This window comes from Actinomadura vinacea (assembly GCF_039532545.1).
Lineage (GTDB): Bacteria > Actinomycetota > Actinomycetes > Streptosporangiales > Streptosporangiaceae > Spirillospora > Spirillospora vinacea.
Genome location: NZ_BAAARW010000023.1, coordinates 84,374 through 96,585 on the forward strand (window position 1 = coordinate 84,374; position 12,212 = coordinate 96,585).

Consider the following 12,212-nt stretch of genomic DNA (forward strand, 5'->3'; position numbering starts at 1 on the left):
GCCGACGGTGAGCACCGCGGCCGGATCGGACCAGGACGTGGACCTGCGGCACCACGGCGACGCCGAGGTCGGGGACGGGCTCCGCGACTTCGCCGTCAACGTCCGCACGGGCATGCCGCCGGAATGGCTCGCCGAACGCCTGCGGGCCTCGATGGCCGACCTGGCCGCCTACCCCGACCCGGCGGCGGCCCGGCGGGCGGTGGCCCGGCGGCACCGGCGGGCCACCGAGGAGGTGCTGCTCACCGCGGGTGCCGCCGAGGCGTTCGTGCTGATCGCCCGCGCCCTGCGGCCGCGCCGCGCCGTCGTCGTCCACCCGCAGTTCACCGAGCCGGAGGCGGCCCTGCGCGCGGCGGGCCACGCCGTCGAACGGGTCGTGCTGGGCAAGGACTTCACGCTCGACCCGGACGCCGTCCCCGCCGGCGCCGACCTGGTCATGATCGGCAACCCGACCAACCCGACCTCCGTCCTGCATCCCGCCGCCGCGGTCGCCGCTCTCGCCCGTCCCGGCCGCACCGTCGTGGTCGACGAGGCGTTCATGGACTGCGCGCCGGGCGAGCCGGAGAGCCTGGCCGGACGGCTGCCCGGCGGCATGATCGTCGTGCGCAGCCTCACCAAGACCTGGGGCCTGGCCGGGCTCCGCGCCGGATACGTCCTGGCCGAGCCCGGGCTGATCGCCGCACTGGCCGGGGCGCAGCCGCTGTGGGCGGTGTCCGCGCCCGCGCTGGCCGCGATCGAGGCGTGCTCGGCGCCCGCCGCCGTCGCCGAGGCCGCGGAGTGGGCCGCCGGGATGGCCGCCGAACGCGACCGCCTGGCCGCCGAACTCGCCGGGCGAGGGCTGTACGTCGTCCCCGGGGCGCGGGCGTCGTTCCTGTGCCTGCGGGTGCCGGACGCGCTCGGCATCCGCGCCCTGCTGCGGCAGCGCGGCTACGCGGTACGGCGCGGCGACACCTTCCCCGGACTCGGCCCCGACTGGCTGCGGATCGCCGTACGGGACCGGCCGGACAACGACGCACTCCTGGAGGTGCTGGGTGACCTGGGAATCTGACCCGACGATCGAGGAGGCCATCGCCGCGATCGGCCCGCCGGACGAGGCCGCGATGCGCGCCGCCCGCGAGCACCAGGCCCGGCTCACCAAGCCGCCCGGCGCGCTCGGCCTCCTGGAGGGCCTGCCGGTGCGGCTCGCCGGCCTCGCCGGGACGTGCCCGCCGCCGCTGCCCGAGCCCGCCGCCGTGGCCGTCTTCGCCGCCGACCACGGCGTGCACGCCCAGGGCGTCAGCCCGTGGCCCCAGGAGGTCACCGCCCAGATGGTGGCCAACTTCCTGGCCGGCGGCGCGGTCGTGAACGCCTTCGCCGCGCAGGTCGGCGCCACCGTCACCGTGGTGGACGTCGGCGTCGCCGCCGACCTGGCGGACGCGCCCGGCCTGCTCCGCCGCAAGATCGCCCCCGGCACGGCCGACATGACCGCGGGCCCGGCGATGACCGGCGACCAGGTCCGGCGGGCCGTGGCCGCCGGCATCGAGGTCGCCCGCGACCTGGCCGCGGCGGGCGCCCGCTGCCTGCTCACCGGCGACATGGGCATCGCCAACACCACCGCGTCCGCCGCCCTGATCGCCGCGTTCACCGGGCTGCCGCCCGAACGCGTCACCGGCCGCGGGACCGGCATCGACGACGCGACCCACGCCCGCAAGATCGAGGTCGTCCGCGCGGCCCTCGTCCGGCACGGCCTCACCGGCCCGCCGGGCCCGCGGGAGGGGCGGGAGGCGGCGCTGCGGGTGCTCGCCGCGGTCGGCGGGTTCGAGCACGCCGCGCTGGCCGGCTTCATCCTCGGCGGGGCCGCGCTGCGCCTGCCCGTCGTGCTCGACGGAGTGATCGCCGGGGCCGCCGCGCTGGCCGCCGCCGAGCTCGCCCCGGACGCCGTCCGCGCCTGCGTGGCGGGGCACCGTTCGGCCGAGCCGGGCCATTCCGCTACCGTGGATCACCTGGGGCTCCGCCCGCTGATCGACCTCGAACTGCGGCTGGGGGAGGGGACCGGCGCACTGCTGGCACTGCCGCTGGTGCAGGGCGCGGTCCGGGTCCTCCACGAGGTCGCGACCTTCGACTCGGCCGGGGTCAGCGGCAAGGCCACGACACAGCATCACGGCATGATCACGGAATGAGTACCGCTCGGCTATCGACTGGTTGGGAGGCCTCTCCATGAACTCCTCAACCCGAGTACCTTTGGTCCGCACGGACGCCTGTCCGTCACCGGCGTCAGCGAACGGCCCCATGGCCCCGACCGAGAGAACACCCACGTGCCCCCGTACCTGCTAGGCCTGCGGCTCGGCGGCCGACGCGTGCTCGTCGTCGGCGGCGGCCGGGTCGCGCAGCGCCGGGTCCCGGCACTGCTGGCCGCCGGGGCCGACGTGGTGCTGGTCGCCCCGGAGATCACGCCCTCGCTGGAAGACCTGGTCACGCCGTCCGCGCCGTCCGCCGGGAAGGCGGCCGCCGGCACGCTCACCTGGGAGCGCCGGCCGTACCGGAAGGGCGACTGCCGGGACGCCTGGCTGGTCCAGGCCGTCAGCGACGATGCCAAGGTCAACGCCGCCGTCGCCGCGGAGGCCGAGGCCGCCCGCGTCTGGTGCGTGCGCGCCGACGACGCCGACGCGTCCCCCGCCTGGACGCCCGCGAGCGGACGCGTGGGGGAGACCACCGTCGGCGTGCTGGCGGGCGGCGACCCGCGCCGCGCCGCCGGGATCCGCGACGCGGTCGTCGACGGGCTGCGCGACGCCACCCTTGAAGCCCGGCATTCGCGGCACAAACCCGTCGGCGTGGCGCTGGTCGGCGGCGGCCCCGGCGACCCCGGACTGATCACCGTGCGCGGCCGGCAGCTGCTCGCCCAGGCCGACGTGGTCGTCACCGACCGGCTCGCCCCCCGCGAACTGCTCGACGAGCTCCCCGCCGACGTCGAGGTCATCGACGCGGCCAAGATCCCCTACGGGCGGACGGTCACGCAGGAGCGCATCAACGACTACCTGGTCGAGCACGTCCGGCAGGGCAGGTTCGTGGTCCGCCTCAAGGGCGGCGACCCGTTCGTGTTCGGCCGCGGCGCCGAAGAGGTGCTGCACTGCGCCCGGCACGGCATCCCGGTCACCGTCGTCCCCGGCATCACCAGCGCCGTCGCCGTGCCGTCGGCGGCCGGCATCCCGGTCACCCACCGCGGCGTCAGCCAGGAGTTCCACGTGGTGTCCGCGCACGTCGCGCCCGACGACCCGGCCTCCACGGTCGACTGGCCGGGCCTCGGACGCTCCCAGGGCACCCTCGTCCTGCTGATGGCGGTCGAGCGCGTGACACTCATCGCCGAGGCCCTCATGCGCTATGGTCGGTCCCCTGACACGCCGGTCGCCGTGGTCCAGGAAGGCACCCTCCCGGGCCAGCGGGCGCTGACGGCCACATTGGGCACGGTGGCCGACGAGATGTCCGCCGCCGGGGTAAGGCCGCCGGCGATCGTGGTCGTGGGTGACGTGGTCAACGTGGCACGAGAGATCGACATGATTCGAGCGGACTTGGGACGGGATCCGTGACACCCCCCGCAGAGCAGAGCGCGGTTCACGACGAGGAGGCGGGCACGGCGAAGGCGGCATCCGGCCGTCCGGAGGCCGCCGCGGGCGGCACCCGGGGCGGGCTCGACGAAGACGGCATCTCGGTACGCCAGGGCGAGCTGATCCGCGCCCTCACCCGGCTGCGCGACCAGCTCGGCGCCTTCGACTTCCTGCTGGAGGTCCCCGGCGTGGAGGAGGCCCGCGAGGCGCAACTGGAGCTGAAGAACCAGCTCGACGACTACGTCCTGCCGCGCATCCAGGCCGCCGGCACGCCGATGCTGGTGGTCCTCGGCGGCTCCACCGGCGCCGGCAAGTCCACCCTGGTCAACACGCTGGTCGGGGCTCGGGTCAGCGCCACCGGCGTGCTCCGTCCCACCACCAGCAGCCCCATCCTGGTCTGCCACCCCGACTTCACCGACTGGTTCCTGCAAGGGCCGATGCTGCCGGGCATGGGCCGGGTCCGCGGCCCCGCCCCGGACGCCATCGCCGGCGACCAGCTCGTCATCATCGGCAGCGACGCGCTCCCGCCAGGGCTGGCCCTGCTCGACAGCCCCGACTTCGACTCGGTCTTCGAAGACCACTACGAGTTCGCCACCAAACTGATGGCCGCCGCCGACCTGTGGCTGTGCGTCACCACCGCGGCCCGCTACGCCGACGCCCAGGTCTGGGAGATGCTCCAGCGCGCCCGCGAGAACGGCGCCACCATCGGCGTCGTGCTCTCCCGCGTCCCGCAGGGCGCCGGATCGGACATCGTCGACCACTTCGGCGAGATGCTGGCCGAGCACGGCGTCGGCGAGGCCCGCCGCTTCACCGTCCCCGAGACCCGCGTCGAGGACAGCCGGCTCCCCGAAGAGGCCGCCGAGGACGTCCGCGAATGGCTCGTCGGCGTCGCCGAGAACGCCGACGACCGCACCGTCGTCATCGGCGACACCCTGGTCGGCGTGCTCGACAGCTTCCGCACCCGCGTCCCGGAACTGGCCAAGCAGGTCGAGGCGCAGGTCGAGAAGCGCGCCGAACTCGCCCGCGAGGTCGAGTCCGCCTACGGCACCGCCCTCGCCGAACTCGACGAGGCCACCCGCAACGGCTCCCTCCTGCGCGGCGAGGTCCTCGCCCGCTGGCAGGACTTCGCCGGCACCGGCGACCTGCTGCGCTCCCTGCGCGTCCAGCGCGGTCGGCCCGGACGCCGCGCCAGCCGCAGCAAGCGGCACAGCCCCACCCGCGTCCGGGCGCTCAAGGCCGCGCTGCGCGGCGGGCTCGAATCGCTGATCATGTCGTCCGCCGAGCACGCCGCCGACCAGGTCATCGTCCGCTGGCGGGAGCACCCCGCCGGACGCCAGGTGCTCGCCGGCCCCGCCGCCGGCCTCGGCCACGCCTCCCCCGAACTGTCCCGCCACGTCACCCGCACCGTCAGCGCCTGGCAGGACCACGTCCTGGAGCTCATCCGCACCGAGGGCGTCACCAAACGCTCGGTCGCCAAGGTGGTGTCGTTCGACTCCGAGGCCGTCTCCCTCGTCCTCATGATCGGGCTGCTCGGCTACGGCACCTCCGAGGTCGCCGTCGAGGGCGGCACCAGCGCCGTCCCGCAGCGCCTCCTCAAGGCCCTGTTCGGCGCCGAGTCGCTGCGCGGCATGGGCGCCAAGGCCCGCGCCGACCTGCGCGGCCGCATCGGGATGCTGTTCGACGAGGAATCGATCCGCTACGGGCAGGCCATCGACGCCGCCGGCATCCCCGACGAGAACGTTCCCGTCCAGCTCTACCAGGCCACCTACAACCTCGAGGTCGCCCGATGACCACCTCGGCCATCCCAGCGAACGCGCCGGGCCCCGCCGACACACCCGCCATACCCGCCACGGAGACCGCCGGCGGCGTCGCCCACCGGCTCGACAGCCTCGAACGCGTCATCCAGTACGGCACCGGCCGGCTCGACAAGGACCTCCTCGACGAGGCCGGCTCCCTGCTCGACCGCGCCGGGCAACGGCTGCGCCTGTCGGGCGACCACACCGTCGTCACCCTCGCCGGGGGCACCGGCAGCGGAAAGTCCTCCCTGTTCAACGCCGTCTGCGGGCTGGAACTGTCGCCCACCGGCATGCGCCGCCCGATGACGTCCAAGGCGCACGCCTGCGTCTGGGGTCTCGACGGCGCCGGCCCCCTGCTCGACTGGCTCGACGTCGACAAGCGGCACCGCTACGCCCGCGCCAGCGCGCTCGACCTCGAACGCGCCGACAGCTCCCTGCACGGCCTGGTCCTGATCGACCTGCCCGACCACGACTCCATCCAGGCCGTCCACCGCGCCGAGGTCGACCGCTTCGTCGGCATCGCCGACCTGCTGGTCTGGGTCGTCGACCCGCAGAAGTACGCCGACGCCGCCCTGCACCGCAACTACATCGTCCCGTTCGCCCGGCACGCAGCGGTCACCCTGATCGTGCTGAACCAGGTGGACCGGCTCCAGTCGTTCGAGGTCGACGACTGCGTGGACGACCTGCGCCGCCTGCTGGAGGCCGAGGGCCTGGCCGACCCGCACATCGTCACCACCTCGGCGATCAGCGAGCGCGGCGTGCGCGGGCTCCGCGACGTCCTGGTCGACACCGTCTCCGCCCGGCGCGCCCGCGGCACCCGCCTGGAGGCCGACATCGACCACGTCGCCGAACGCCTCGCCACCGTGCGCGGCCCCGCCGAGCCGCCGTCCGGCGTCGGCGCCGACCGCCGCACCGAGCTCGTCCAGGCCCTCACCGACGCCGCCGGCGCGCCCGCCGTCGCCGAGGCCATGGAAAGCGCCTACGAGCTGCGCGCCACCGACTTCGTCGGCTGGCCCGTCAACGCCCTGGTCACCCGGCTGCGCAGCGACCCGCTGCGCCGGATGCGCCTCACCGAACTGCGCGAGGAGCTCCGCAACGCCTTCACCGGCCCCGTCGGCGCCCAGCAGGGCGACATCGACACCGCGCTGCTGGCCGTCACCGACGGCATCACCGCCGGCCTGCCCGAACCCTGGGCCCGCTCGGTCCGCACCTCCGCCCGCTCCCACGCCGGCGAACTGCCCGAGGCCCTCGGCGCCTCCCTCATGGACGCGCTGCCCACGTTCAACCAGATCCCCGGCTGGTGGTGGCTGGTCAAGACGTGGCAGTACTTCCTCGTCCTGGTCAGCGCCCTGGGCGCGCTGTGGATCGCCCTGCTCCTGGTGTACGGCGTCGTCGGCGGCGATTCGAACTCCCTGCTGGGCGAGACCGGCCTCATCCCGTACGTGCTGGTCCTGGTCGTCTGCACGCTGGGGATGGGCGTCCTCACCTGGGCGGCCTGCCGCAACCTGGTGGCACTCTCCTCGGCCAAGCACGGCCAGCGGATGGAGACCCACATGCGGGAGCGCATCGAACGGATCGCCGACGAGAAGGTACTGGAGCCCGTGGCGGCCGAGTTGGACCGTTACGCCCACTACCGCTCGGAGATCACCACCCTGCTCGCCCGCTGAGTTATCCACAGTTCGCACACATCCTTTTCACCGACCGTGATCCTGCGCCACCGTTGAGGGCGAGCACCTCAGCGAGAGTGGAGCAGATGTGAACGAAGCCCAGATCACCGTGATCGGCTGGATCGCCGGCGAGCCGTACTTCACCGTGACCGGCAACGGCACCCCGTTCCTGTCGTTACGAGTCGGCTGCACCCCGCGACGCTACGACCGCCAGGCCGGCCAGTGGCAGGACGCGGACACGATGTTCATGACCGTCAACTGCTGGCGCGGCCTGGCCGAGAACGTCAACGCCTCCGACCTGAGGCGCGGCCATCCGGTGGTCGTGACCGGCCGCCTGCGCATCCGCCAGTACGAAAAGGACGGCCAGTGGCGCTTCGCCGCCGAGATCGAGGCGACCACACTCGGCCATGACCTCTCCCGGGGCACCGCGGCGTTCCGCCCTGTCCAGCGCGGCGGCGCCCCGAGCGACGAAGACCGCCGCGAGGCCCAGGAGGTAGCCGACCAATGGGCCCTGACCGCCGACCCCAAAGACGAAGACACCCCCAAAGCCGCCTGACCCCCAAGCCCGGGAGTGGCTGCATGACTGTGGTGGTGGTAGCGCCGGAGGGCTTCGCGATCGGTCGGTGAGTCCGGGACAAGTGGGGCTTTCTGGCGGCGTGGTGAAGTCGCGGGAGGTGAGGGGGAGGGGCCGGGTGCGGGGGCATCGGCGGGTGGCCGGCTGGGGAGCCGGCTGGCGCCCCCGCTCCATCGGGGTGGCGGCCGCGTTATATCCAGGAGACGCCGCGCATGGTGTATTCCCCCTCAGGATGTGCGGCGGACAGCGATTTCGCTGGTCCTACGGTGGGTCACGTCTCGGATACCCACTTGTGCGCTATCGAAGGTACCGGTTTCCAGCCCGCTCCGCACACGTTGCAATTATCGTGTTACACAACGTGAGGCTTAGGGGGAACGATGACGGCTGTGCAGTCGTCCGCCGAGGATCGCGGCGGAGAGCTGGCCCGGAGGCCCCGGCGGCGGGCGTTCGCGATGCGTCCATCCCTGCTGGCCGTCTACGTGCCGGTGGTCGTGGCCCTGCATCTGGCACTGACCGTCGCCGGGCTGCTGAGCACCGTTCCGCGGCCCAACGATCTACTGACTTTTGCCGCTTTGCTGGCCTGCGGCGCGGTGTGCATCGAGGCGTCCCGGCGGCTCGGGATGCCCGCCGGTGTCGCCCGCGACATGCTGTCGGCCTGGTGGCTGCCGGTCGCGCTGCTGCTGCCGCCGGTGTTCGCATTGTTGATCCCCATTCCGATACAGCTGCTGCTGCAGTTCCGGGTGCGGCGCACGCTGCTGTACCGGCGGGTGCTGGTCATGGCGACGCACGGCCTGGCGGGCGCGTGCGCGTCCGGCGTCTTCCACCTCGCGGTGCCCGCGCCGCTGGCGGGGCGCCCGCTATGGGTGATCGGAGGGCTTCCCGAACTGCTCGTCGCCGTGGGCTGCGCCGTGCTGTTCACCGTGCTCAACACCGTACTGGTGGCGATCGCGGCGCACGCCGCCAACCCCGAGGGCCGCTGGCGCGACGTCCTGTGGAACCGCGAGAGCCTGCTCCTGGACGTGGTGGAACTGTGCGTGGGCGTGACGGTCGCGATCCTCAGCACCCTGTCACTGGCGTTGCTGCTGCTGGCACTGCCGCCGGTCGTGCTGCTGCAACGCAGCCTCATGCATCAGCAGTTGCAGGCGGCGGCCCGTACCGACGCCAAGACCGGTCTCCTCAACGCCGCCGCGTGGCAGCGCGAGGCCGACACCGAACTGGCCCGCACCCAGCGCACCCACGACCCGCTCGCGCTGCTGCTGATCGACATCGACCACTTCAAGCGGGTGAACGACACCCACGGTCACCTGGTCGGCGATCAGGTGCTGGTGGGCGTGGCCAACACGCTGTGCGGCCAGCTCCGCGACTACGACGTCGTGGGCCGGTTCGGCGGCGAGGAGTTCGTGGTGCTGCTCCCCGGCGCCGACACGGTGGAGGCGTGCCGGGTCGCCGAGCGACTGCGGGGCCGCGTGCGCCGGCTCGCGGTGCCCGCGGAGGAGGGCACCGTCGGGGTGACGATCTCCGTTGGGGTCGCACTCTTCCGAATGCACGGACAGGACCTGATCGAACTGCTGGCCGCGGCCGATCTCGCGCTCTACCGAGCCAAGCAGTCCGGACGCGACCGCGTCTGCCTACCCGCGGTCGAGGGCCCGAAGGCCTCCGGAGCTTGATCGCTGTTGAGGGTTCGAGGGCGTTGGGGCTTGATCATTCGGGGCGCTGTCCGGGGGTGATGACTGTCGGTCTCGGGTCGGTTTTTGTGTTCTGTGGGGCAGGTGGTTCGGACGTGGCCGGGCTTGTTCGTCTGGGGTTGGGGCGCCGAGGGCGTCCGGGGCTTGATCGTTGGAGGATGGTGCTCAGGCGATGATCTTCGCTGGCCACGAGCCGATCTCGTGAGGGCGCGGAGGCTGCAACGAATGGTGTCCGACACCCCCTAGGCTTGAGCCCATGGCGGAGTACATCTTCACGTTTCAGCGCGCGCGCAAGGCACACGGTGACAAGGTCATCCTCGACGATGTCACCCAGAGCTTCCTGCCCGGCGCCAAGATCGGCGTCCTGGGCCCCAACGGGATGGGCAAGTCGACGCTGCTGAGGATGATGGCCGGCCTGGAGCAGCCCTCCAACGGCGAGGCCCGCCTCATGCCCGGTTACTCGGTGGGCATGCTGCAGCAGGAGCCGCCGCTCAACGAGGAGAAGACGGTCCTCGGCAATGTTGAGGAGGGCGTCGCCGAGACCAAGGGGCTGGTCGACCGGTTCAACGAGATCGCCCTGAAGATGGAGACCGACTACTCCGAGGAGTTGATGGAGGAGATGGGCAAGCTGCAGGAGCAGCTTGACCATCGCAACGCCTGGGACCTCGACAGCCAGCTCGAACAGGCCATGGACGCGTTGCGCTGCCCGCCCGGCGACGCTCCGGTGACCACGCTGTCGGGTGGCGAGCGCCGCCGCGTCGCGTTGTGCAAGCTGCTGCTGGAGCACCCCGACCTGCTGCTGCTGGACGAGCCCACCAACCACCTTGACGCCGAGAGCGTGCAGTGGCTGGAGCAGTACCTGGAGAAGTACGAGGGGACGGTCCTGGCCGTCACCCACGACCGGTACTTCCTCGACAACGTGGCCGGCTGGATCTGCGAGGTCGACCGGGGCCGCCTCTTCGGCTACGAGGGCAACTACTCGGCCTACCTGGAGAAGAAGGCCGAGCGGCTCAAGGTCGAGGGCAACAAGGACGCCAAGCGCAAGCGGCGCCTCACCGAAGAGTTGGAGTGGGTCCGGTCCAACCCCAAGGCCCGCCAGACCAAGAGCAAGGCCCGTCTGCAGCGGTACGAGGAGATGGCGGCCGAGGCGGCCAAGACCCGCAAGCTGGACTTCGAGGAGATCCAGATCCCGCCGGGTCCGCGCCTGGGCAACACGGTGATCGTCGCCGAGGACCTCACCAAGGGCTTCGATGACCGGCTCCTCATGGAGAACCTGTCGTTCAACCTGCCGCCCAACGGCATCGTCGGCGTGATCGGCCCCAACGGCGTCGGCAAGACCACGCTGTTCCGGATGGTCGTCGGCGAGGAGCAGCCCGACGAGGGGGCGTTGAAGGTCGGCGAGACCGTGCAGATCTCCTATGTCGACCAGGGCCGCGGCGGGATCGACCCGTCCAAGTCGGTGTGGCAGGTCGTCTCGGATGGCCTCGATCACATCAAGGTCGGCCAGGTCGAGATGCCGTCGCGCGCGTACGTCGCGGCCTTCGGCTTCAAGGGCCCCGACCAGCAGAAGGCGTCGGGCGTGCTGTCCGGCGGCGAGCGCAACCGGCTGAACCTGGCGCTGACCCTCAAGCAGGGGGGCAACGTGCTGCTGCTGGACGAGCCCACCAACGACCTCGACACCGAGACGCTGAGCTCGCTGGAGAACGCGCTCCTGGAGTTCCCGGGCTGCGCGGTCATCACCTCCCACGACCGGTGGTTCCTGGACCGCATCGCCACCCACATCCTGGCGTGGGAGGAGGGCTCGAACTGGTTCTGGTTCGAGGGCAACTTCGCCGACTACGAGAAGAACAAGATCGAGCGCCTGGGCGCCGACGCCACCCGTCCGCACCGCGTCACGCACCGCAAGCTCAAGCGCGACTGATCTGCCGTTCTCACGACGCCGCGCCCCCGATTCGGGGCGCGGCGTCCCGCGTTTTCCGGTGGCTCGGATTCCCACCGGTACCGCGAACCTCAGCCATCACGAGTGCTGAGCGATTTGTCCCAATTATCCATGCGATGTCCCAACCAAGGTTCGGTCATCGAGCGGAATTCGCCCATCTTGCTTCCTCGGCCCGCCGCACTCTCGAATCTGAGAATTTCCGATCATTCACCCGGCCGTCCATTACCCACGGTGAAACCGCCGGGCCGTCCCACGAGAAGCGGCGAGCGCCGACGGCCTGCATGCCACGCCTCTCACTCAGAGTGAGCCCCGCCCTGCCTCCGGGTCGGCGGGAACCACACTGCGGGGTGTGGGCGGAGGTGTGCTGGGCGTGGTGTGAGAAGGGTTTCACCTCGGGGTGGGCGTGACCTGGGGTGGGGACGGGGCGGGTAACATCGGCGCGATCTGTTCGCGAGCCCAGGCAAGGACATGACCGACAACGATCCGTCCGAATACCGGCATGTCTACGAGTTCAACCTCCGCTTCGGTGACATCGACTCGCAGGGGCACGTCAACAACGTCAAGTTCCTCGGGTACCTGGAGGACGCGCGGCTGGAGATGTTCCACGGCGACCCCGTCCGCAAGGGGGAGAAGCCGGTTCGCGGGATGGTGATCGCCCGGCATGAGATCGACTACAGGCATCCGCTGCTGCCGACGGTCTACCCGCTCCGGGTGGAGACGTGGGTCACCGAGGCGCGGGCAGCGTCATTCAAGCTCGCCTACGAGGTGCGTGACGACGACCACGTGTACGCGGAGGCGGTGTCGATGCTGGTCGCGTTCGACGTCGAGGCGAACCGGCTGCGTCGCTTCACCCGGGAGGAACGCGAGTTCATCGGGCGCTACCTGGCGCCGTCTTGAGCGCTGCCCGCGTCCCGCCCCGCGCGCAGGCCGCTGCGTAGCCGTTTCGCGGGCTACTCGGCGGCCTGCGCGACCG

9 protein-coding genes are annotated in these 12,212 nt (G+C 71.9%); all 9 read left to right on the forward strand.

Annotated features, from left to right (window positions below; genetic code table 11):
• Positions 1-7: 7 nt before the first annotated feature.
• The 9 genes from cobC to ABD340_RS31145 all read left to right on the forward strand — a co-directional run bounded on the left by cobC (position 8) and on the right by ABD340_RS31145 (position 12,136).
• Positions 8-1,045 carry an Rv2231c family histidinol phosphate aminotransferase CobC gene (cobC, locus tag ABD340_RS31105; protein WP_344593790.1) on the forward strand — a complete coding sequence of 346 codons (1,038 nt, stop codon included), beginning with the start codon at positions 8-10 and terminating at the stop codon, positions 1,043-1,045.
• Positions 1,029-2,156: a nicotinate-nucleotide--dimethylbenzimidazole phosphoribosyltransferase gene (cobT, locus tag ABD340_RS31110; protein ID WP_425547481.1), complete on the forward strand. Its 1,128-nt coding sequence runs from the start codon at positions 1,029-1,031 to the stop codon at positions 2,154-2,156. The genes cobC and cobT overlap by 17 nt, the downstream gene beginning before the upstream one ends.
• 135 nt (positions 2,157-2,291) lie before the next feature.
• Positions 2,292-3,560, forward strand: a complete 1,269-nt coding sequence (gene cobA / locus ABD340_RS31115) for a uroporphyrinogen-III C-methyltransferase (RefSeq protein ID WP_344593792.1) — start codon at positions 2,292-2,294, stop codon at positions 3,558-3,560.
• Positions 3,557-5,368, forward strand: coding sequence for a GTPase family protein (locus ABD340_RS31120; RefSeq protein WP_344593793.1), 1,812 nt, complete (start codon positions 3,557-3,559; stop codon positions 5,366-5,368). The genes cobA and ABD340_RS31120 overlap by 4 nt, the downstream gene beginning before the upstream one ends.
• Complete coding sequence (locus ABD340_RS31125; RefSeq protein ID WP_344593794.1) at positions 5,365-7,041, forward strand: P-loop NTPase family protein; 1,677 nt, start codon at positions 5,365-5,367, stop codon at positions 7,039-7,041. Before ABD340_RS31120 ends, ABD340_RS31125 begins: the two co-directional genes overlap by 4 nt.
• An 88-nt stretch (positions 7,042-7,129) precedes the next feature.
• On the forward strand, positions 7,130-7,597 hold the full coding sequence (locus ABD340_RS31130) for a single-stranded DNA-binding protein (RefSeq protein WP_344593795.1): 468 nt from the start codon (positions 7,130-7,132) through the stop codon (positions 7,595-7,597).
• Between the two features lie 395 nt (positions 7,598-7,992).
• Entirely contained in the window at positions 7,993-9,282 is a 1,290-nt protein-coding gene (locus ABD340_RS31135; RefSeq protein ID WP_344593797.1) for a GGDEF domain-containing protein, read from the forward strand.
• A 274-nt stretch (positions 9,283-9,556) separates the two neighbouring features.
• Entirely contained in the window at positions 9,557-11,221 is a 1,665-nt protein-coding gene (ettA, locus tag ABD340_RS31140) for an energy-dependent translational throttle protein EttA (protein ID WP_344593799.1), read from the forward strand.
• A gap of 486 nt (positions 11,222-11,707) precedes the next feature.
• Positions 11,708-12,136, forward strand: a complete 429-nt coding sequence (locus ABD340_RS31145) for an acyl-CoA thioesterase (RefSeq protein WP_344593800.1) — start codon at positions 11,708-11,710, stop codon at positions 12,134-12,136.
• Positions 12,137-12,212: the final 76 nt, after the last annotated feature.